Origin of the sequence: Pseudomonas sp. MWU349 (assembly GCF_017947325.1) — a bacterium.
GTDB classification, from domain to species: Bacteria; Pseudomonadota; Gammaproteobacteria; order Pseudomonadales; family Pseudomonadaceae; genus Aquipseudomonas; species Aquipseudomonas protegens.
In genome coordinates this window covers 346063-367651 of record NZ_JAFEVP010000002.1, presented here as the reverse complement: position 1 = coordinate 367651, position 21589 = coordinate 346063, and the positions used below count along the sequence as shown (strand labels likewise).

General features: G+C 62.2%; 17 protein-coding genes. 8 read left to right on the top strand and 9 right to left on the bottom strand.

Features of this window, described 5'->3' with window-relative positions; genetic code table 11:
* Positions 1-60: 60 nt before the first annotated feature.
* Positions 61-2952 (bottom strand): ribonucleoside-diphosphate reductase subunit alpha, encoded by a 2892-nt coding sequence (locus KCG88_RS08840; RefSeq protein ID WP_047288513.1) that lies wholly within the window; start codon positions 2950-2952, stop codon positions 61-63.
* Between the two features lie 786 nt (positions 2953-3738).
* Here KCG88_RS08840 and KCG88_RS08835 point away from each other — a divergent pair.
* Together KCG88_RS08835 and KCG88_RS08830 are read left to right on the top strand one after the other, a co-directional pair.
* Positions 3739-4461, top strand: coding sequence for a response regulator (locus KCG88_RS08835; RefSeq protein ID WP_210712244.1), 723 nt, complete (start codon positions 3739-3741; stop codon positions 4459-4461).
* On the top strand, positions 4458-6068 hold the full coding sequence (locus KCG88_RS08830) for an ATP-binding protein (protein ID WP_047288510.1): 1611 nt from the start codon (positions 4458-4460) through the stop codon (positions 6066-6068). Before KCG88_RS08835 ends, KCG88_RS08830 begins: the two co-directional genes overlap by 4 nt.
* A gap of 13 nt (positions 6069-6081) precedes the next feature.
* On the opposite strand, the gene KCG88_RS08825 is transcribed toward KCG88_RS08830, so the two are convergent.
* Positions 6082-6807 carry a 4'-phosphopantetheinyl transferase superfamily protein gene (locus KCG88_RS08825; RefSeq protein WP_047337561.1) on the bottom strand — a complete coding sequence of 242 codons (726 nt, stop codon included), beginning with the start codon at positions 6805-6807 and terminating at the stop codon, positions 6082-6084.
* Between the two features lie 93 nt (positions 6808-6900).
* On the bottom strand, positions 6901-7692 hold the full coding sequence (locus KCG88_RS08820; protein ID WP_072442775.1) for a dienelactone hydrolase family protein: 792 nt from the start codon (positions 7690-7692) through the stop codon (positions 6901-6903).
* Positions 7693-7837: 145 nt separating this feature from the next.
* Here KCG88_RS08820 and KCG88_RS08815 point away from each other — a divergent pair, with 145 nt between their 5' ends.
* From KCG88_RS08815 to KCG88_RS08805, 3 genes are all read left to right on the top strand, one after another.
* The gene (locus KCG88_RS08815; RefSeq protein ID WP_015636661.1) at positions 7838-8440 is read left to right on the top strand and encodes an outer membrane beta-barrel protein; all 603 of its coding nucleotides are present in this window, start codon (positions 7838-7840) and stop codon (positions 8438-8440) included.
* Between the two features lie 119 nt (positions 8441-8559).
* The gene (locus tag KCG88_RS08810; RefSeq protein ID WP_047288503.1) at positions 8560-9237 is read left to right on the top strand and encodes a response regulator; all 678 of its coding nucleotides are present in this window, start codon (positions 8560-8562) and stop codon (positions 9235-9237) included.
* The gene (locus tag KCG88_RS08805) at positions 9234-10580 is read left to right on the top strand and encodes an ATP-binding protein (protein ID WP_011062732.1); all 1347 of its coding nucleotides are present in this window, start codon (positions 9234-9236) and stop codon (positions 10578-10580) included. The genes KCG88_RS08810 and KCG88_RS08805 overlap by 4 nt, the downstream gene beginning before the upstream one ends.
* A gap of 5 nt (positions 10581-10585) precedes the next feature.
* Here the strand turns inward: KCG88_RS08805 and KCG88_RS08800 are convergent, their stop codons facing one another.
* Positions 10586-11584 carry an AraC family transcriptional regulator gene (locus KCG88_RS08800; protein WP_047288501.1) on the bottom strand — a complete coding sequence of 333 codons (999 nt, stop codon included), beginning with the start codon at positions 11582-11584 and terminating at the stop codon, positions 10586-10588.
* 333 nt (positions 11585-11917) lie between these two features.
* On the opposite strand from KCG88_RS08800, the gene KCG88_RS08795 reads away from it, so the two are divergent.
* Both KCG88_RS08795 and KCG88_RS08790 read left to right on the top strand, forming a co-directional pair.
* The gene (locus tag KCG88_RS08795) at positions 11918-13249 is read left to right on the top strand and encodes a dicarboxylate/amino acid:cation symporter (RefSeq protein ID WP_011062730.1); all 1332 of its coding nucleotides are present in this window, start codon (positions 11918-11920) and stop codon (positions 13247-13249) included.
* Positions 13250-13396: 147 nt separating this feature from the next.
* Positions 13397-14578, top strand: coding sequence for a CaiB/BaiF CoA-transferase family protein (locus KCG88_RS08790; protein WP_210712243.1), 1182 nt, complete (start codon positions 13397-13399; stop codon positions 14576-14578).
* Positions 14579-14611: 33 nt separating this feature from the next.
* Here KCG88_RS08790 and KCG88_RS08785 read toward each other — a convergent pair whose 3' ends face one another.
* Positions 14612-15106, bottom strand: coding sequence for a SprT family zinc-dependent metalloprotease (locus tag KCG88_RS08785; RefSeq protein WP_011062728.1), 495 nt, complete (start codon positions 15104-15106; stop codon positions 14612-14614).
* A 151-nt stretch (positions 15107-15257) separates the two neighbouring features.
* A complete protein-coding gene (locus KCG88_RS08780; RefSeq protein WP_047288496.1) occupies positions 15258-15860 on the bottom strand; it encodes a Yip1 family protein in 603 nt (200 codons plus the stop codon).
* 291 nt (positions 15861-16151) lie between these two features.
* Here KCG88_RS08780 and ttcA point away from each other — a divergent pair, with 291 nt between their 5' ends.
* The gene (gene ttcA, locus KCG88_RS08775; RefSeq protein WP_210712242.1) at positions 16152-16976 is read left to right on the top strand and encodes a tRNA 2-thiocytidine(32) synthetase TtcA; all 825 of its coding nucleotides are present in this window, start codon (positions 16152-16154) and stop codon (positions 16974-16976) included.
* 44 nt (positions 16977-17020) lie between these two features.
* On the opposite strand, the gene KCG88_RS08770 is transcribed toward ttcA, so the two are convergent.
* The 3 genes from KCG88_RS08770 to KCG88_RS08760 form a co-directional block, all read right to left on the bottom strand.
* Entirely contained in the window at positions 17021-18556 is a 1536-nt protein-coding gene (locus KCG88_RS08770) for a glycosyltransferase family 39 protein (protein WP_210712241.1), read from the bottom strand.
* Between the two features lie 102 nt (positions 18557-18658).
* The gene (arnT, locus tag KCG88_RS08765) at positions 18659-20410 is read right to left on the bottom strand and encodes a lipid IV(A) 4-amino-4-deoxy-L-arabinosyltransferase (protein ID WP_210712240.1); all 1752 of its coding nucleotides are present in this window, start codon (positions 20408-20410) and stop codon (positions 18659-18661) included.
* A gap of 244 nt (positions 20411-20654) precedes the next feature.
* Positions 20655-21320 carry a histidine phosphatase family protein gene (locus KCG88_RS08760; protein WP_210712239.1) on the bottom strand — a complete coding sequence of 222 codons (666 nt, stop codon included), beginning with the start codon at positions 21318-21320 and terminating at the stop codon, positions 20655-20657.
* Positions 21321-21589 lie beyond the last annotated feature (269 nt).

The following is a 21589-nucleotide window of genomic DNA, read 5'->3' as shown; positions in this document are numbered from 1 at the left end:
GATAAACCGGAGGTCTATCGGGGGTTGTGGCAAGTGCCCGCAGGCACTTGTCGGCTCAGCTTATTGGCAAGCTTCGCAATCCGGCTCGTCGATGGCGCAAGCCTTCGGCACTGGAGCTGGACCGGCGGGAGCGGCGAGGACCGAGTCGTCACCGTGGTTGCCGCCGCTGGAAACAGCGTTCAGCTTGCCGGTGTTGATGGTGGACTTCTCGGTGCTGGTAGCGGCCAGGGCGCGGAGGTAGTAGGTGGTTTTCAGGCCACGGTACCAAGCCATGCGGTAGGTCACGTCCAGCTTCTTGCCCGAAGCGCCGGCGATGTACAGGTTCAGCGACTGAGCCTGGTCGATCCACTTCTGGCGACGGCTGGCGGCGTCGACGATCCACTTGGTTTCCACTTCGAAGGCAGTCGCGTAGAGCTCCTTGAGCTCCTGCGGGATGCGTTCGATCTGCTGTACCGAACCGTCGTAGTACTTCAGGTCGTTGATCATCACCGAGTCCCACAGGCCGCGAGCCTTCAGGTCGCGAACCAGGTACGGGTTGATCACGGTGAATTCGCCCGACAGGTTGGATTTCACATAGAGGTTCTGATAGGTCGGTTCGATCGACTGCGACACGCCGGTGATGTTGGCGATGGTGGCGGTCGGTGCGATGGCCATGATGTTGGAGTTACGAATGCCTTTCTGTACACGGGCGCGAACCGGTGCCCAGTCCAGGGATTCGGTGAGGTCCACATCGATGTACTTCTGGCCACGGGCTTCGATCAGGATCTGTTGCGAATCCAGCGGCAGGATGCCCTTGGACCACAGCGAACCCTGGAAGGTCTCATAGGCACCGCGCTCGTCGGCCAGGTCGCAGGAAGCCTGGATTGCGTAGTAGCTGACCGCTTCCATGGACTTGTCGGCGAACTCGACGGCTGCGTCGGAACCGTAGGCGATGTGCTGCAGGTACAGCGCATCCTGGAAGCCCATGATGCCCAGGCCGACCGGACGGTGCTTGAAGTTGGAGTTCTTCGCCTGTGGCACCGAGTAGTAGTTGATGTCGATCACGTTGTCGAGCATGCGCACGGCAGTGTTCACGGTGCGTTGCAGTTTGGCGGTATCCAGCTTGCCGTCGACGATGTGGTTCGGCAGGTTGATCGAGCCCAGGTTGCAGACTGCGATCTCGTCCTTGTTGGTGTTCAGGGTGATCTCGGTGCACAGGTTCGAGCTGTGGACCACGCCTACATGCTGCTGCGGGCTGCGCAGGTTGCACGGGTCCTTGAAGGTCAGCCATGGGTGGCCGGTTTCGAAGAGCATGGACAGCATCTTGCGCCACAGGTCTTTGGCCTGGACGGTCTTGAACAGTTTGATCTTGTTGTACTCGGTCAGGGCTTCGTAGTACTCGTAGCGCTCTTCGAAGGCCTTGCCGGTCAGGTCGTGCAGGTCCGGCACTTCCGATGGCGAGAACAGGGTCCACTTGCCGTCGTCGAAGACGCGCTTCATGAACAGGTCCGGGATCCAGTTGGCGGTGTTCATGTCGTGGGTACGACGGCGGTCATCACCGGTGTTCTTGCGCAGCTCGATGAACTCTTCGATGTCCATGTGCCAGGTTTCCAGGTAGGCACACACAGCGCCCTTGCGCTTGCCACCCTGGTTCACGGCTACCGCGGTGTCGTTGACCACTTTCAGGAAAGGCACGACGCCCTGGGATTTGCCGTTGGTGCCCTTGATGTAGGAGCCCAGTGCACGCACCGGAGTCCAGTCGTTGCCCAGGCCGCCGGCGAATTTCGACAGCATGGCGTTGTCGTGGATGGCGCCGTAGATGCCCGACAGGTCGTCCGGAACGGTGGTCAGGTAGCAGCTCGACAGCTGTGGACGCAGGGTGCCGGCGTTGAACAGGGTCGGGGTCGACGCCATGTAGTCGAAGGACGACAACAGGTTGTAGAACTCGATGGCGCGGTCTTCACGCTGTTTCTCTTCGATCGCCAGGCCCATGGCCACGCGCATGAAGAAGATCTGTGGCAGTTCGAAACGCACGCCATCCTTGTGGATGAAGTAGCGGTCGTACAGGGTCTGTAGGCCCAGGTAGGTGAACTGCTGGTCGCGCTCGTGGTTGATCGCCTTGCCGAGTTTTTCCAGATCGAACTCAGCCAGTACCGGGTTCAGCAATTCGAACTCGATACCCTTGGCGACGTAGGCCGGCAGCGCCTTGGCGTACAGGTCGGCCATTTCGTGGTGGGTGGCGCTTTCAGCGACTTCGAGGAAGCCCAGGCCTTCGGCACGCAGGGTGTCCATCAGCAGGCGGGCAGTCACGAACGAGTAGTTCGGCTCGCGCTCGACCAGGGTGCGGGCGGTCATCACCAGGGCGGTGTTGACGTCCTTGAGTGCCACGCCGTCGTAGAGGTTCTTCAGGGTTTCGCGCTGGATCAGGTCGCCGTCGACTTCTTCCAGGCCTTCGCAGGCTTCGCTGACGATGGTGTTCAGGCGGCCCATGTCCAGGGGGGCGAAGCTGCCATCGGCGCGGGTGATGCGGATGGAAGGGTGGGCTTGTACCGGCTCTTCGCTGGTGGAGCGGGTAGCCCGTTCCTTGGCGCGGGAGTCACGGTAGATCACGTAGTCGCGGGCGACTTTCTGCTCGCCGGCGCGCATCAGGGCCAGTTCGACCTGGTCCTGGATCTCTTCGATGTGGATGGTGCCGCCCGAAGGCATGCGACGCTTGAAGGTTGCGGTGACCTGTTCGGTCAGGCGCGCCACGGTGTCGTGGATTCGCGACGAGGCAGCGGCGGTGCCGCCTTCAACTGCGAGGAACGCTTTGGTGATCGCGACGGTGATCTTGTCATCGGTATAAGGAACGACAGTGCCGTTACGCTTGATCACGCGCAATTGGCCAGGTGCGGTAGCAGACAGATCCTGAGTGGAATCGGCGGCCTGCGGCGCATTGGCCTGCGAGTTCTCGCGAGTTGTGTCGGTTTGCATGGGTGTCTCCACGTTCTCTATGTTTGTTTGGGCACCGTTTGGGTGCCCACCGTTCCGTCCTGAAGCACTACAGCCGGCAGAGGCCGGGCATAACGACTTCGGGACAGTTCAGGAAGGGGGCTATGGGCGCCGCTTCCATGCCGAAGTCATGGGTGCCGAGCCGGGGCTCGGCACCTTATTCCTGGTGGGTGACAGTCTTGTTGCTGCAACACCCGTACCGCTTTCTCCTGGACAGGGTGGAAAACGATGCCATCCGCACGCGCGGTCTTGGTCTTCTGAAACAGCGATTGGTTCCACCAAACGGGGCAAGAAAAGGGCTTGAGTTTCTTGGCTGAATTGTGTTTGGTTTTTTGCGCAAAACCCTAGATATAGGGATTTTTAGCCGCTGGGCTACAAGATAATGCGTTTGGGGGGCTGATTGCAACGTACTGCCTGTGGATAAGGTTGTGCGTAAATTGTGCATGGACTGGGTAAAACTCACGCAGCCCGCAGCCCCAGTGCATGGAACCGTTTGTCACTGTTCTTTACCGTCGAAAATTGCCTTGGGCGGATTTTTGCGGGCGCGAACCCTATCACAAAAAAACGCCCTGACCGAGTCGTTTTAGCCGCTTGTGTCGGCGCCTGTGCCGGTTGCTACAATCGGCAGCGATCGACCGGGGGTTCCCGGCCTTTCCCATGACAAACCAGCCACCTTTCCCAGAGGGTGTTATCCGCCTTTTTCATGACAGAAAAACGGGGGCTTTACTGCTCAAGGTGGACTGGCGATAGAACAAGAAGAGGTCGTGTGTGGAACAGGAAGCCTGGCAGGTACTGATTGTCGAGGATGACCAGCGTCTGGCTGAGTTGACCCGTGAATATCTCGAAAGCAATGGCTTGCAGGTGGCGATCGAGGGCAACGGCGCCCGGGCTGCGGCCAGCATCATTGCCGAGCAGCCGGATCTGGTGATCCTCGACCTGATGCTGCCCGGCGAAGACGGCCTGAGCATCTGCCGCAAGGTTCGGGATCGTTATGACGGAGTGATCCTCATGCTCACCGCCCGCACCGATGACATGGACCAGATCATGGGCCTGGACCTGGGCGCCGACGACTATGTCTGCAAGCCGGTGCGCCCGCGGTTGCTGCTGGCGCGCATCCAGGCCCTGCTGCGCCGCAGCGAAGCGCCGGAGGCGGCGGTGGAGAAAACCCGCCGCCTGCAGTTCGGCCCGCTGGTGGTGGACAATGCCCTGCGCGAGGCCTGGCTGAGCGATGCCGGGATCGAATTGACCAGTGCCGAGTTCGACCTGCTGTGGCTGCTGGTGGCCAATGCCGGGCGGATCCTGTCCCGGGAAGAAATCTTCACCGCCCTGCGCGGCATCGGCTATGACGGCCAGGACCGTTCCATCGATGTGCGGATCTCGCGCATCCGCCCGAAGATCGGTGACGATCCGGAGCACCCGCGGCTGATCAAGACCATTCGCAGCAAGGGTTATCTGTTCGTCCCCGAAGCTGCCGCCGACATGCGCTCGTGAACTCGATCTTCCTGCGGATCTACGGCGGTATGTGCGCCGCGCTGATCCTCGTGGCGTTGCTTGGGGTCCTGGCCCTGCATCTGTTGAACCAGGTGCGCAGCGAGCAGTACCGCGAGCGGCTGGCCCACGGTACTTTTTCGCTGATGGCGGACAACCTGCAGCCGATGAGCGAGATCGAGCGCCGCCGGGCGCTGGCGGTGTGGGAGCGTCTGCTGGGCATTCCCCTGAGTCTCAAGACCTTCAGCCAGACCGAGCTGGACAGTAGTCAGCGCGGTCGGGTGCTGCGTGGCCAGGCGTTGGTGGAACAGACCGGCCCCTTCGCCGCCCGGGTCTATCGCCTGGTCAGCGAGAAGGAACAGCTGCTGCTCAGTGCCGAGGTCCAGCAGATCAGCGAGCAGTTGGCCCGGGCCACTATCTATCTACTGGCGGATGAGCTGGTGCGTTATCCGGTGGCAGAGCAACCGCAGCGCCTGGCAGCACTCAAGGAAGCCAAGGGATTTGGCTTCGATATGCAGTTGTCGACCCTGGACGCTGCCGACATGGACGAGGATCAGCGGCGCCGGGTGGCCGAGGGCGACACGGTGATGGCCCTGGGCAAGGGGGGCGATTCGATCCGGGTCTTCGCCGGCCTGGTGGGCACGCCCTGGGTGCTGGAGATCGGCCCGCTGTATCAGATGAATCCCTATCCACCGCAGTGGCTGGTGCTGATTGCCGTGCTGGGGCTGAGCCTGATCGGCCTGATCGTCTATCTCCTGGTGCGCCAGCTGGAGCGGCGCCTCAGCGGCCTGGAATCGGCGGCCACGCGGATCGCCAAGGGCAGCCTGGAGACCCGCGTACCGGCCCGTGGCGCGGACTCGGTGGGGCGCCTGGCGGCGGCCTTCAATGGCATGGCCGAGCACCTGCAGCGCCTGTTGGCGATTCAGCGTGAGCTGGTACGTGCGGTGTCCCATGAGTTGCGCACACCCGTGGCGCGGCTGCGTTTCGGCCTGGAGATGATTGCTTCGGCGAGCACCGATCAGGCCCGGCAGAAGTACCTGGACGGCATGGACAACGACATTCAGGACCTCGACCGGCTGGTGGACGAAATGCTGACCTACGCCCGCCTGGAGCAGGGCTCGCCGGCCCTGAATTTCCAGCGTATCGACCTGGATGCGCTGATCAACCAGGTGATCAGCGAACTGGCGCCGCTGCGGGCCAATCTCAAGGTCCGGCGTGGCCTGTGCCTGTCTGCCGCCGAGTGTGACGGTGCGTGGGTCGAGGCCGAGCCGCGCTACCTGCACCGGGCCTTGCAGAACCTGGTGGGCAACGCCATGCGTCATGCCGAATCCCAGGTGACGGTCAGTTATCAGGTAGGGCAGTTGCGCTGCCGGGTGGATGTGGAAGATGACGGCCCCGGCGTGCCGGAACATGCCTGGGAAAAGATCTTCACCCCATTCCTGCGCCTGGATGACAGCCGCACCCGGGCCTCCGGCGGGCATGGGCTGGGGCTGTCGATTGTGCGGCGGATCATCCATTGGCACGAGGGCCGCGCCCTGATCAGCAAGAGCAAGAACCTGGGCGGTGCCTGCTTCAGCCTGAGCTGGCCACGGCATCAGGAACCCCGCTGAGGGCGGCCCCGGTTCAGGCCTTGATGGCCACCAGGCTCAGCAGATGATCATCTTGCACGGCGAACTGCCCTTGCAGTTCGCGGCCGTGCTGCCATTCCTCGGACAGATCGGTCAGCAGGCGCATCCGCACCGGCCCTTCGGCAGACCATTCCAGGACTTCGGCGTGTTCGAAATAGAAGCGCTTGTGCACCAGCGGGTACAGGGCCTTGAACAGGCTTTCCTTGATCGAGAAGGTCAGGGTTACCGCCAGTGCCTGCAGCTCGGACGGCAACTGGTCGCGGCGCTGCAGTTCGGCCGGGGTCAGGATCTGCTCTGCCAGTTTGGCCGCACGCTCTTCACTGAGCAGGTGTTCCAGGTCCATTCCCAGGCCGCGCCAGTGTCGTTTGTCGGCGACGATGGCTGCGGCGCGCCCGCTGCTGTGGGTGATCGAACCGCAGATGTGTTCGGGCCAGATCGGCGCCCGGTCATCGCCAATGGGCGGTACCCAGTCCAGTCGTTGCAGTTGCTGCAAGGCGGCCCGGGCACACAGTCGTCCAGCGAGAAATTCGGCCTGACGCTTGGCCACCGAACGCTGGATGCTCGGCGGAGCCTCGATGCCGCTGCGCTGAAAATCATCCGCGGCAAGTTGCCCGGGATCGAACCGGGTACTCAGCCAGAGGGCTTGGGGCAGGACGTTCGGCAGCGGCCAGGCGGCGTCCAGTGGGGTGCAGCAAGCGGGGAGTGGGGGGAGAGCATTCATGGCCGCTAGTGTGCCGGGTTGCTGCGTTGGAGGGTAGTCGGGTGAAGCGCAAAGGGTTGCCGCAGCGCACTGACGGCAACCCAGGTACGGCGGCTAGCCAAACAGCTTTTTGAAGAATGCCTGCATGTCGGCCCAGGAACGCTCATCGGCGGCCTTGTTGTAGCCGATGTCCGGCCCGCCATGTTCGCCATGGCTCAGGCGGTCGGCATCGGGATTGCTGAAGCCGTGCTTGGCTCCCTCCAGGCTGACGAAGCGGTAGTCGGCGCCGGCCTTGTCCATTTCCGCCTTGAAGGTGGTGACGTTGTCCGCCGTTACCATGCTGTCCTGGGCCCCATGTTCCACCAGGATCTTGGCCTTGACGCTGCCGGGGGTTGCCGGTGTGGCGGTGGCCAGGGCACCGTGGAAACTCACTACGCCGGCCAGGGGCAGGCCCTGGCGCGCGGCGTCGAGGACGATCTTGCCGCCAAAGCAGTAGCCGATGGCGGCGAGTTTCTGCGGATCGGTCTGCGGTTGCTGTTTCAACAGCTCAAGGCCGGCGTTGAAGCGTGCACTGGCAGCGGCACTGTCCTTCAGCGCGGCCTGCATGAAGGCCATGGCGTCCGCCGGGTGTTCGGTGTGCTTGCCCTGGCCGTACATGTCGATGGCCAGGGCGCTGTAGCCAAGGGCGGCAAGGTCCCGGGCCCGACGCTTGGCGTAGTCGTTGAGGCCCCACCACTCATGCACCACCACGATGCCCGGGCGCGGGCCTTGTAGGGCGTCGTCGTAGGCGTAGTAGCCGATCAACTGAGTGCCGTCGGTGCTGCGATAGGGAATTTCCTGAGTCTTGATGGCGGCCTGGCTGAGGCTGCCGAGGGTTAACAGGACCAATGCGACGAGCATGCGCATAAGGGGAACTCCGGTTGAAAAGGTGTCAGCACAGCCTAGTCGATCTGGTTCAGGCGAGGTTAAGGGTGTGTTCAGGGGGAGTTCAGGGCGGGCTGTTTACTCTAGCCCCGTACCCAAAAAGCCAATAGCGCAAAGGAAACTTCCTATGACTTCATTGAAAAAACTGTTCCTGGCCTTTACCGTCTTCGGCGCCAGCGCCGCCGCCCAAGCCGCTGACAGCAACTTCGTTGGGTTGTCCTTTGGCCAGACCAGCGACAAGATCAACAAGTCCAGCCAGCTCAACAGCAACCTGGGCCACCCGAACGCCGATGGCGTGATCGGCAAGGACAACACCTGGGGCATACGCGCCGGTCAACAGAATGACCAGGGTCGTTACTACGCTACCTACGATTATGTGTCTGGCTCCCACAACGGCATTAAACTGCGCCAGCAGAACCTGCTGGGCAGCTACGATATGTTCCTGCCGGTGACCAGCAGCACCAAACTCTTTGGCGGCGGCACGGCCGGTCTGACCAAGCTGACTCAGGAGTCGCCGGGCTTCAGTCGTGACAGCGACATTGGCTACGCGGTGGGCGTACAGGCCGGTGTCCTGCAACAGGTTTCACAGAACACCTCGGTGGAGCTCGGCTACCGTTACCTGCGCAGCAATGCCGGGACCGAGATGAGCGAGCGCGGTGGCAGCAAGCAGGGTTCGCTGAGCCTTACCAGCAGCGCCCAGACCTACCTGTCGGCCAACTACGCTTTCTGATAAGCGGCCTGGCCTGAACCGCGCCGGATCGTGCCTTGGGCACGGTCCGGCGCTCGCGCATTCATCATCAGGGCGCAAGGGCGCCCCTGGAGATGCCGAATTTTGCCTGGGAGAGCGTTATGAAGTTGCTGGTCGTCGAAGATGAGGCGCTGTTGCGTCATCATTTGCAAACCCGCCTCACCGACAGCGGTCATGTCGTCGAGTCCGTGGCCAATGCCGAGGAGGCGCTGTATCAGACCGAGCAGTTCAACCATGATCTGGCGGTGATCGACCTGGGCCTGCCCGGCATGGGCGGGCTGGACCTGATCCGTCAGTTGCGCAGCCGTGGCAAGACATTCCCGATCCTCATCCTCACGGCCCGCGGCAACTGGCAGGACAAGGTCGAGGGCCTGGCGGCCGGTGCGGACGACTATGTGGTCAAGCCATTCCAGTTCGAAGAGCTGGATGCGCGTCTGAATGCGCTGCTGCGGCGCTCCAGTGGCTTCACCCAGTCCACCATCATCGCCGGCCCGCTGCTGCTGGACCTGAACCGCAAGCAGGCCTCTCTGGATGAGCAGCCCCTGGCCCTGACAGCCTATGAGTACCGGATTCTCGAATACCTGATGCGTCACCATCAGCAAGTGGTGGCCAAAGACCGGCTCATGGAGCAGTTGTACCCGGACGACGACGAGCGCGATCCGAATGTCATCGAAGTGCTGGTGGGCCGCTTGAGGCGCAAGCTTGAGGGGCCTTCGGGCTTCAAGCCGATCGATACGGTGCGCGGCCTGGGTTACCTGTTCAACGAGCGTTGCCGATGATTCGATCGCTGCGCCTGCGTCTGATGCTGGCCGCCACGACTCTGGCGGTGCTGTTCATGCTGGCCCTGCTGCCAGCCATGCAAGGGGCGTTCAGCCTGGCGTTGCAGGACTCTATCGAGCAGCGTCTGGCTTCCGATGTCACGACCCTGATCAGCGCGGCGCGGATCGAGAACAACCGCCTGCAGATGCCGGCGCAATTGCCCGACGAGCGCTTCAACCTCGCCGACAGCCGCCTGCTGGGCTACATCTACGACCGCGAAGGGCACCTGGTCTGGCGCTCGCGGGCGACCCAGGAAGAGAACATCAACTACCGGCCTCGGTACGACGGGCGTGGCAATGAGTTCGCCAGGATCCGCGAAGCCAACGGCCAGGAGTTCTTCGTCTACGACGTCGAGATCAAGCTGCTGGGAGGCAAGAGCGCGGCCTTCAGCATCGTCGCGCTGCAGCCGGTGCGTGAGTACCAGCAAACCCTGGAAGGGGTTCGGGAAAACCTCTACCTGGGGTTCGGTGCGGCCTTGCTGGTGCTCCTGGCACTGCTCTGGCTTGGTCTGACTTGGGGTTTGCAAGCCTTGCGACGCTTGAGCCAGGAGCTGGACCAGATCGAAAGTGGCACCCGCCAGAGCCTCAGTGAGGAGCACCCGCGCGAGCTGTTGCGCCTGACGGGTTCGTTGAACCGCCTGCTGCAAAGCGAGCGTGAGCAGCGCAGCCGCTATCGCGATTCCCTGGATGACCTGGCCCACAGCCTGAAAACCCCGTTGACGGTGCTGCAGGGCGTGAGCGAGGACATGGCGCAACGGCCCCAGGATCGTGAGCAGGCCTGGGTGCTGCAGGCACAGATCGAACGCATGAGCCAGCAGATCAGTTACCAGTTGCAGCGCGCCAGCCTGCGCAAGAGCGGCCTGGTGCGCCACCAGGTGCGGCTGCGGCCTGTGCTGCAAAGCCTCTGCGATACCCTGGACAAGGTCTATCGCGACAAGCAGGTACGGGTGTCCTTCGACTTGCCGGAACGCTGCTACCTGCCGATCGAGCACGGCGCCTTGCTGGAGTTGCTCGGCAATCTGCTGGAGAACGCTTATCGCCTGTGCCTGAGCTCAGTGCGCATCAGCGTGCGCGAGACCCTGGAAGGCTCGGAGCTGTGTGTGGAAGACGACGGCCCCGGCGTGCCACCCGATCAGCGTGCGCGGATTCTGCAGCGCGGCGAGCGCCTGGATCGCCAGCACCCGGGGCAGGGCATCGGCCTGGCGGTGGTCAAGGACATCATCGAGAGCTATGGCGCGCAACTGACCCTAGGGGATTCGGCCTTGGGGGGGGCGGCTTTCCGGATTCACTTTCCGGCCCTTTAGGGGGGCTACTGTTCCCGGGCACGGTAGGCGCCCGGAGTCAGGCCGGTCCATTTCTTGAACGCCCGGTGAAAGGCCGAAGGCTCGGAAAAGCCCAGTTGTTCGGCGATCTGTTGCAATGACAGGTCGGCCCGGCCGAGGTGGTAGATGGCAATGTCGCGGCGCAGCTCATCCTTGAGTTCCTGAAAGCTCGAACCTTCTTCGCGCAGATGCCGGCGCAGGGTCTGCGGGCTGACGTGCAGGTGCTGGGCGACGCTTTCCAGGTCGGGCCAGTGCTCGCGGTCGCGACTGAGCAGGCGGCGCAGTTGGCTGCTGAGGCTGTCGCCTTCATCCGGGCGCGACAACAGGTCGGCGGGAGAGCGTTCGAGGAAGTGCTTGAGGGTGCGTTCGTCCTGCAGCAGCGGCATGCCCAGGTAGCGACTGTGGAACAGCAGGCTGCTGCGCTCCTGGGTGAACTGCAGCGGGCAAGGGAAAAGCAGGTCGTATTCCGCGCCGTGATCGGGCTTGGGGTAGCTGAAGCAGGCCAGCTCCAGGCGGATGCGCTGGCCGATCAACCAACTGCCGAGGCGATGCCAGATCACCAGCAGGCTTTCGCTGAGAAAGTGTTCGGGATCCCATAGCTCGGAATCATCCAGGCTCAGCCGGGCCATTTCTCCTTCGCGCGTCAGACTCAGACGCGGGGCTTCCGGAAACAAGCTATAAAATAATAAGCCGCGATGGAGTGCTTTTTCCAAGGTACGGCAATGGATCAGCGCGTGGCACATCATGGCGAAGGTCCCGCGCTTGCTGGGGCCATGGCCGAACCCGAGGTACTCGTCATCCAGCTCCAGCCACAGTTGCTGCAACAGACGGGTGAATTGCTCGGGGGCGATACGGGCCTTAGGTTGGTTCAGCAGTTCGGGGCTGATGCCCAACTGATGCAGCAGGGGCGCGTAGTCATAGCCGCGCCGGCGTGCTCCGCCCAGGGCGGCACGGGCAAAGTGGCTGGCGATGGTGCGTTCGCGCATGCAGGCAGGTCCGTCCATTGAGTGGCGGATCTTAGCCAGCCCCCAGGAGGGGGGCAAGGCGGATATCCGCCAAATTGTAGGACGAGAGAGGGTGAGTGGGCGGAAATCCGCCAGCTTCAGCCTGCGCAACGGATGCAAGGGTCAGCCCGCACCCCTGATGTCTAAAGGCCTGCAAGGCTTTTTCACAAGGTGGCACGGGCTTTGCGATAGAGCCGGAAGATCTGCCAGCACGCAGCTCGACACAACAAATCCCTCCAGCGCAGGAGGGTTCGCACTTTAGGCACCGCATGCATCGACGGAAAGTGCATGCCGGGGCTCTTGAGGAAACTTGCAATGACGACTCGTCAGCCACTGTACAAATCCCTGTATTTCCAGGTGATCGTTGCCATCGCCATCGGCATCCTGCTCGGCCACTTCTACCCTCAGACCGGCGTGGCTCTCAAGCCCCTGGGTGACGGCTTCATCAAACTGATCAAGATGGTCATCGCTCCGATCATTTTCTGTACCGTGGTGAGTGGTATCGCCGGCATGCAGAACATGAAGTCGGTGGGCAAGACCGGCGGCTACGCGCTGCTGTACTTCGAAATCGTTTCCACCATCGCCCTGTTGATCGGCCTGATCGTGGTCAACGTGGTGCAGCCGGGGGCCGGCATGCACATCGACGCTTCGACCCTGGACGCCTCGAAAGTTGCAGCTTACGTGACTGCCGGTAATGACCAGAGCATCGTCGGCTTCATCCTCAACATCATCCCGGCCACCATCGTCGGCGCCTTCGCCAATGGCGATATCCTGCAGGTGCTGATGTTCTCCGTGGTGTTCGGTTTCGCCCTGCATCGCCTGGGCGCCTACGGCAAGCCGGTGCTGGATTTCATCGACCGTTTCGCCCATGTGATGTTCAACATCATCAACATGATCATGAAGCTCGCGCCCCTGGGTGCGCTGGGCGCCATGGCGTTCACCATTGGTGCCTACGGTGTGGGTTCCCTGGTGCAACTGGGCCAACTGATGATCTGCTTCTACATCACCTGCGTGGTGTTCGTGCTGGTGGTCCTGGGTGCCATCTGCCGCGCCCACGGCTTCAGCGTGATCAAGCTGATCCGCTACATCCGTGAAGAACTGCTGATCGTGCTGGGGACTTCCTCCTCGGAATCGGCCCTGCCGCGCATGCTGATCAAGATGGAACGCCTGGGCGCCAAGAAGTCGGTGGTCGGCCTGGTGATCCCTACCGGTTATTCGTTCAACCTCGACGGTACTTCGATCTACCTGACCATGGCCGCGGTGTTCATCGCCCAGGCCACTGATACCCATATGGACATCACTCACCAGATCACCCTGCTGCTGGTGCTGCTGCTGTCTTCCAAAGGCGCTGCCGGTGTGACGGGCAGTGGCTTCATCGTACTGGCCGCGACCCTGTCGGCCGTGGGTCACCTGCCGGTGGCCGGCCTGGCGCTGATCCTGGGTATCGACCGCTTCATGTCCGAAGCTCGCGCCCTGACCAACCTGGTGGGCAACGCCGTGGCTACCGTAGTGGTTGCCAAGTGGGTCAAGGAGCTGGACGAAGACAAGCTGCAATCCGAGCTGGCTTCCGGTGGCCGGCCGATTACCGACACCCGTGAAACCGATGACCTGGGTGTGGCCGAAGGCCCGGCACCGAGCATCAAGTAAGCCTTGAGCTAGATAAAGAACCCGCTTCGGCGGGTTTTTTATGGCCTGGCGATTGAGCGCAACGGTCAGCCCGGCTGACTGTTGCGGTGATTGTTGCGGGCGTCGCCGCTGCCTACTCTGTGGGCTGCCGATCAAGAGGAGAGGGCTATGCAAGGGCCATTGGCGTCACTCAAGGTACTGGATTTCTCCACCCTGCTGCCGGGGCCATTCGCCTCGTTGCTGCTGGCGGACATGGGCGCCGAGGTCCTGCGCATCGAGTCGCCGACCCGCATGGACCTGTTGCGGGTATTGCCGCCCCACGATGCCGGGGTTTCCGCCAGCCATGCCTACCTCAACCGCAACAAGCGCAGCCTGGCCCTGGACCTCAAGCGTCCCGAAGCGCTGGAGGTGGTGCGGCAACTGGTGCAGGACTACGACATTGTGCTCGAACAGTTCCGCCCGGGCGTGATGGAGCGCCTGGGGCTGGGCTACGAGGCCCTGAAGGCGATCAACCCGCGGTTGATCTACGTCTCCATTACCGGCTATGGCCAGACCGGCCCCTACCGGGATCGCGCCGGACATGACATCAACTACCTGGCGCTGGCCGGGCTGGCCAGCCAGACCGGCCGCCGCGACCAGGGGCCATTACCCCTGGGCATCCAGGCCGCGGATATCGCCGGGGGCTCGCTGCATGGGGTGATCGGCCTGTTGGCGGCGGTGATCGCGCGCCAGCACAGCGGCCAGGGACAGTTCCTGGACGTGAGCATGACCGACTGCGTGTTCAGCCTGAACGCCATGGCCGGTGCCGGCTACCTGGCCTGTGGGGTCGAGCCCGGAATGGAGCAGCAGGTGCTCAATGGTGGCAGCTTTTATGACTATTACCGCAGCCGGGATGGGCGCTGGTTGTCGGTGGGCAGTCTGGAGCCGGTGTTCATGCAGCAGTTGTGTCAGGCCCTGGGCCGCCCGGAACTGGCGGCCCTGGGGCTGTCCCCCTTGCCCGAACAGCAACAGGCCCTGAAGCAGGCCTTGCAGGTCGAATTCGAGAAACACGATTTCGCCGAGTTGTGCCAGCTGTTCGCTGGCTTCGATGCCTGCGTCGAACCGGTGCTGAGCCTGGGCGAGGCCCTGGAACATCCGCAGTTGCAGGCCAGGCAACTGGTCAGCCAGGTGCCCCGTGAAGACGGCAGCCGGCAGGCGCAGATGGCCTGCCCGTTGAAGTTTTCCGAGGGGCTGCCAGAGCCGCGGCATATTGGCGCCAGGCTGGGGGCGCATTCCGATCAGGTGCTGGAGGAACTGGGCTACAGCGCCCAGCGCATCGAGGCACTGCGGCGCGATCGCGTCATCGCGTAGCTGCGGGTTGGCCGAGGCAGCGGTTTAAAACCGTCACTCGACCCTGGTTTCCCCGCTATAGACCAGGGTTTGCCGACAACGCCGGCACAGATAGCGACGCCCCTGGGCCACCAGCTTGTGGCGTTGGGCGGAGAACGGGAAATCGCTCTCGGCGCAGGGGCAGCGGTAGATGTAGCGGGTCACGCTGCGACGCTTGACGTCGTAGGTATGACAGCGGTTGGGCGGCAGTTCGTACACCCCGCGCATGATCAGTTGCCACTCTTCACCGTGGGGCTGGATACGTTCGCCAAACAGTTGGTGGGCGATCAGGTGTGCCACTTCGTGGGCCACGGTCTGCTTGAGGAAGTCCTCGGTGTTTTCCCGGTACAGCTGCGGGTTGAAGCGCAGCAGGTTCTCGTGCAAATGGGCGACACCGGCTTTCTGGCCACGCAACTTGAGGCTGACCACCGGGCGTTTGAAAGGACGTTTGAAAAAGGATTCAGCGAGTTGGAAACAATCTTCGACGCGGGTATTGAGTTGCTCGGGCATGCTTAACGGCTCTCCAGAGGGCGTGAGTATGCCGCAAACAGGGGGGATTCCGAATCGCCCAGGCGCCGAATGGTCATCCATGCTACGCCCATAAGAAGGCCGCCTTGCGGCGGCCTGTGTTGGCAGACAGAGGATTATTATTGGTGCGGCGTCAGTTGGTGTACACGGGGCCGACGCCCAGGCCCCAGACAATCACGGTGAAGGCCATGATCGCGACCAGTACCACCAGGCCCACTGCCAGCACTGAGCTGGAAAACAGGAACCCCTCGTCCGACGGGATATTCATGAAGGTCGGCAGCCCGACATACAGCAGGTAGACCGTGTAGCAGATGGCGGCAGTGCCGACGATCATGCCCAGCCACATGTGCGGGTACAGTGCCGCCAGGCCACCGACGAACAGTGGTGTGGCGGTGTAGGTGGCAAAGGCCACGCAGCGTGCCAGGCTCGGGCTGGCGTCATAGGTTCTGGCCATCCAGTGGATGAATGCGCCCATCACCGCCACGCCGCCGAGCATGGCCAGGTACGACATGATGGTCATCCACAGGGCGCTTTCCATGGTCAGCATCACCGGCGCGCGACTGCCGATGACCCAGCCGACCTGGGTGGTGCCGATAAAAGCCGAAATGGCGGGGATTGCCGCAAGGATCAGCGTATGTGTGAGGTACATGTGGCTGATGCTTTCCTCGGCATCGCCACGGATGTCTCGCCATTCCTGATCGGGGTGGGTGAAGAGTCCTACGACATGATGAATCATGGTCAGTCACTCCTTTATTGTTGCCATCGCCCCCCAACGGAGCGCTTACAGCCAAGTGGCACAGTCAGTATAGGTCTATATGTGCGTGCGACCTTATGTCGCAGTATAGGGAGGAGTTTTCCGCAGATGTGCGCACCTTTAGAGCAAATTGCGCTGTAAACCCCCGGGCTAATCGCTGCTGCATCTGTCATTGCGACCCCGGCGCCGCTGCTCCGGGGCGCTTTCACGGAGCTGGGTTTTTTGCGTAAAATGTCCGGCTTTTCGTCACACACCTCGCGGATTTCAAGCGCCATGGGCACTCTTACGGTCAACCAGAACAAACTGCAGAAACGCCTTCGCCGACTGGCGGGCGAAGCGGTCGCCGATTTCAACATGATCGAAGAGGGCGACAAGGTCATGGTCTGCCTGTCCGGCGGCAAGGACAGCTACACCATGCTCGACGTGCTGCTGCACCTGCAGAAGGTGGCGCCCATCAAGTTCGAGATCGTCGCGGTGAACATGGACCAGAAACAGCCCGGCTTTCCCGAGCACGTGTTGCCGGCCTACCTCAAGGAACTGGGTGTCGAGTACCACATTGTCGAAAAGGACACCTATTCGGTGGTCAAGGAGCTGGTCCCGGAAGGCAAGACCACCTGTTCGCTGTGTTCGCGCCTGCGTCGCGGAACCCTGTACACCTTCGCCGACGAAATTGGCGCCACCAAGATGGCCTTGGGTCACCACCGCGACGACATCGTCGAGACCTTCTTTCTCAACATGTTCTACAACGGTTCGCTCAAGGCCATGCCGCCCAAGCTGCTGGCCGATGACGGGCGCAACGTGGTGATCCGGCCGCTGGCCTACTGCAGCGAGAAGGATATCCAGGCCTATTCCGACCTCAAGCAGTTCCCGATCATCCCGTGCAACCTCTGCGGCTCCCAGGAGAACCTGCAACGCCAGGTGGTCAAGGAGATGCTTCAGGAGTGGGAGCGCAAGACTCCAGGGCGTACCGAAAGCATCTTCCGCGGCCTGCAGAACGTGATCCCCTCGCAACTGGCGGACCGCAATCTGTTCGACTTCACCAGCCTGCGCATCGACGACAGCGCCACACCGCGTTTCGTCAATGTGGTGAACCTCTGATCCGATCCTGGTGAATCCGGGCTGCGCTTGCGCAGCCCGGTCATTCAGCTCCCCGGCATGTGGGGAATGAAGGCCACGCTGCCTTGCGCCGGTTTCTTGGCCAGGCGCTCACCGTTGGTCGGGGTGGTGCGGACCAGTTGATGATCCTCGCCCAGATACCCCAGCATCAGCGGTTCATCGTGTTTCTGCTGGACGAAGATCAGGGTGCGCTGCGGGTCCCAGTGCTGGCCACTGGTCTTGTCCAGCCAGGCCATGAAGTCCGCGCTGGTGCCGTTACGCGGGAAGTCCGCGGTTTCTGCCACGTAGTAGAAGGGCGCGCCCTGGTTCTGCAGGTACATTGGCAGTTTGTTATCGATTTCCACCATGACCATCCGCCATTGATTCCAGGGGGCGATCCGGCTCGCGGCGGCCCGGGTATCGGCGCTGAACTGCATCACACCCCCACCGCTGTTGCTCCATGGGTAGGCAACCCCCAGCACCAGCAGCATGACCAGGGCCGCGCAGGAGAAACCGAGGGACCAGCCACGGGAGCCGGGTTTGCCGGCGGCCTGGCGTAGCTGCAGCCTACGGTTGAGCCACCAGGCACCGAGCAACTGGGCAAAGGGCACCAGGGGCAGAACGTAGTAGCTGCGCCGGCTGCCACTGGCGGTGAAGAACAGGAACAACAACCCCAGGGCCCACACCAGCCAGCGCTCGTTGGGTTGCAGTTGGCGCCAGTGCCGGGCCGCCAGCCACAGGCCGAGGATCCAGCAGGGCGCCCAGGGCAAGGTATAGGCCGGCAGGTAGATCAGGTAGGTGTAGATCGGCCCGACATGGTCGAAAGGGTTGAAGAAACGCACCACATTCTCGCGAAACACCAGGCTCAGGCCGCTTTCCCCGTAGCTGGGAGCGCCGTACAGGTGCGACAGAACGAACGGCACCATGTAGAACAGGGCGGCGATGCTCAAGGCCAGCAGCAGGCGCAGGTTCAGGTGGCGTTTCCAGCGCCCCTGGCTCAGCAAGTGTGGCAACAGGATCAGCCCCGGCAGGACAAAGCCGATCAGCCCCTTGAGCAGCGAGGTCGCCGCCAGTATCAGGAAGAACACCGTATAGCGGCCCAGGCGGGTATCTTCCGGGCCACGCCAGTACCACCACACCGCGGCCAGCACGCCGCAGACGGTCAGGATGTCGGCCGTGGCCACCCGCCCCCAGAAGGCGAAATAGAAGGTGGTGGCCAGCATCCAGCCGGCGATCAGCCCGGTGCCCTTGTGGAACAGCCGCTCGCCGATCAGGTAAACCAGCCAGATGCTCAGCCATGCCGCGATCACCGATGACAGGCGCAGCGACCAGTGCCCCAGGCCGCCCGTCAGCCAGGCGCTGGCGGTAATCAGCCAGTAGGAGGGCAGGGGCTTGTCGTAGTAGGGAGCACCCTTGAGGTAGGGGTCGAAATAGTCGCCGCTCTGCAGCATCTGCAAGGCGATGTTGGCCCAGCGGGTTTCCGGCCCCCACAGTTCACGGGAGCCCAGGCCCAGCAGCAGGATCAGGGCAGACACGCTGAGCAGTAGGGCCAGGGCCCCGCGTTCGCTGCGAAACAGATTCATAGACGGGTTTCCAGAGCTGCTGTGGGAAAAGTCGCAGCCATCCAGGGCATCAAAGCGTGAAGAAAAGGCAGCGCCAACCATGGTCGGCGCTGTCGTTACGGGTCAGGGTTGGCTCTGTGGCAGGATCAGGACCAGCATGTTGCCTTCCTCGTAGCGCTTGCCTCCGGGTGGCAGCAGCGCCACTTCCTCGCTTTCCACCACGTCCTTGACCCGCATGACCACACCCACCGAACCCTGTTTGCGGGCCTCGCTGACCCACTTCCCGACCTCGGCCATGCTTACCTTGCGCTGCGCCGAATCAGCATAAGCCAGGCCATATTTCAATTCGCCCTCGGTGTTGTACAGCGTCACCTCTGGGCGTTGCAGGCGCCAGGCCAGGGCCGAGGCGGCTCCCAGGTCGTTGCTCAGCAGGCTCTTGGTCTGCCGGAGCTCCTCGATATGTTCCTTGATGAACTGGTCCGGCATCTGGTTATGCACGATGAACCCTGGCATGCCCGCCGGCAGCAGGGCCACCAGCAACCAGATGCCCAGGGCCGGGGCCGCCCAGTATTGCAGCGGTCGGGTGGCCGGCAGCAGGTTGGCGATGATCCAGCCCATCAGCATGATGAACACCAGGGACAGGCCGAGCATCTCGTTGTGGCCGTAGACCGGCCGGGTGAGCTGGATGTACAGCAGGGCCACCATGGCCGCCACGCCGATCAGCAGGTTGAGCAGGCTGTTGATGCGGATGCTCCGGCCCTGGCTGGCGTTGATGCGGTCGATCAGGGCGTTACCCATGAGCACGGCCAGCGGCAGCAGGCACGGCATGATGTAGGTTGGCAGCTTGCCGCGGCTCAGGCTGAAGAACGCCAGGGGCAGCAGGAACCACAGCAGCAGGAAACCGGTCGAGGCCTGGCGCTTGCCTTTCCAGGCTTGCATGAATGTGCCCGGCAATAGGGCTGCCCAGGGCAGGCTGGAGGCCACCAGCAGCGGCAGGTAGAACCACCAGGGGCGGGTATGTTGTGCGTTGTCGGCGGCGAAGCGGCGAATGTGCTCGTGCCAGAAGAAGAAGCGCCAGAAGTCGGGCTCGTGGGCGTGAATGCTCAATACCCAGGGCAGGCTGATGCTGATCGCTACCAGCACGGCCACCAGACCATAACGCAGCAGTTCGCCCAGACGGCGTTGCCAGAGCATGTAGGGCAGGGCAATGAGAACCGGCAACAGCCAGGCCAGGAAACCTTTGGTCATGAAGCCCATGCCACAGGCGACGCCCAGCCCGGCCCATGCCAGCAGGCGTTCGCGGGTGGTCCGGCCGTCCAGGGCGAACCACAGGGCTACCAGGCTCAGGTTGACCCACAAGGTGAACTGCGGATCAAGATTGGAGTATCCGGCTTGGCCGGCAATCAGACCGAAGCTCATATAAAGCAGGGCGGCGGCGAAGCTCTTGCGCGGGTCGTTCCACATCCGGCGGGTGATCAGGTAGGCCAGCAGCACGCTCAGGCCGGTACTCAGGGCCGAGGCAATGCGCACGCCGAACAGGTTGTCGCCAAAGACCGCCTGGCCGATGGCGATTAACCAATAGCCGGCGATGGGCTTCTCGAAGTAGCGGATGCCCATGAAGTGTGGCGCCACCCAGTCGCCATTAAGCAGCATTTCCTGGCTGATCTGGGCGTAGCGGGTCTCGTCGGGAATCCATAAGCCGTGGCTGGTCAGAGGTAGCAGGTAGAACAGGCCGAAGGCCACGAGCAACAGAGGAAGTGCCCAGCGCTGGAGAGTGCTGGTTGTACTTGCGCCGAGGGTAAAGCCGGACGGTGGGGCGCTTGTTCCATAAGCGGGGGGCGGCGAAGTGCGGTGCATTTGTGTCCTCGAAGTCATTGGCCGATAGCGATTTCGTTATTTGTTGGGGGAGGCTGACAAAGCGTCAATTCTGTCGAGCTGCCTGCTTTCCCAAGTTCGTGGATTTTTAGCGGGTAGCATTCATTTTTTTGAGAAGTTTTTTCATAAACGCGGCTGTCCGTTTCTTATTAGTACAGAAACTAGTTAAGTCAATTAATTAGCCGGGAAGTGTGTCTCTTTTCATAATAAAGTCTGTTGGCCTGTTGTTAAAAATAGTTACAAGTTATTCAAGGGGCTGGCCAAGTACGCGCTGCCAGGCGCCCGCACCCATGATTCCCAGTACTTGCATGCGGCCTTGCGGATCCAGGGTGACAAACAGCGAACTGGTGTATTCGCTGGCCAGGGCATGCGGGTAGCCCAACTGGCGCTCCAGGTTGCTGATGCAATCGCTGTGGGTTATCAGGATCAGATTGCGCTTGGGGGATTTGTGCGACTTGATCGTCTGCTGGAAATACTTGTCGCAGGTGGCCAGCCAGTCCTGGGTCTGCACCGCACCGGCGAACATGAACTCCGATGTTTGCCGGGTGCGGGTTGCGGGGCTGCTGATGACATCGGTGGTGGCCATGCCCAGGGTGCGAAAGGCTTGTCCCAGGTCGCTGGCGCTGTGGCTTCCGAGCTGGGTAATGCCATCGGCGGGCCCCAGGCAGGGATTGGCGGAACGGTCACAACGCTCGGCATGACGGACCAGGACTATCACATCGCCCCCTTGCCAGTGGTGGTAGACGTTGGCCTGCTGCATCTGGTTGCCGGCTCCCAGGTCGCGAGGCGTGACGGGCCACAGGACAAAACCGCTGACCAGGATGGCCAGGACTGCCGCGCAAACGCCGCCGACGATTCGCCAGGTTCGGGGTGTCTTGTTGCCAGTGCCGGGTTCAGCGGTGTTGACCACGTGGTGTACCTGAGTAGGTTTTTGCCGAGTGTTTGTTATTCAGGGTAGAGCTGGTGCACTGAAGACGAACGACCTGCAGTCACGGGAGCCCGCACTGCAACTGGGACCAATTTAGGTCGGGCCAGGTGGGCGAAGAGTGAAAGCAATGTGAAAAAAACGAATGGACGACGGCAGTTCTTTTAAAACCGGACAGCTTTTGTTCAGGTTGTTGGCCCAAACGCGGCTTTGTTATCCAGTTATGCACGCCAGATGACTTCGGGAGGATCTTC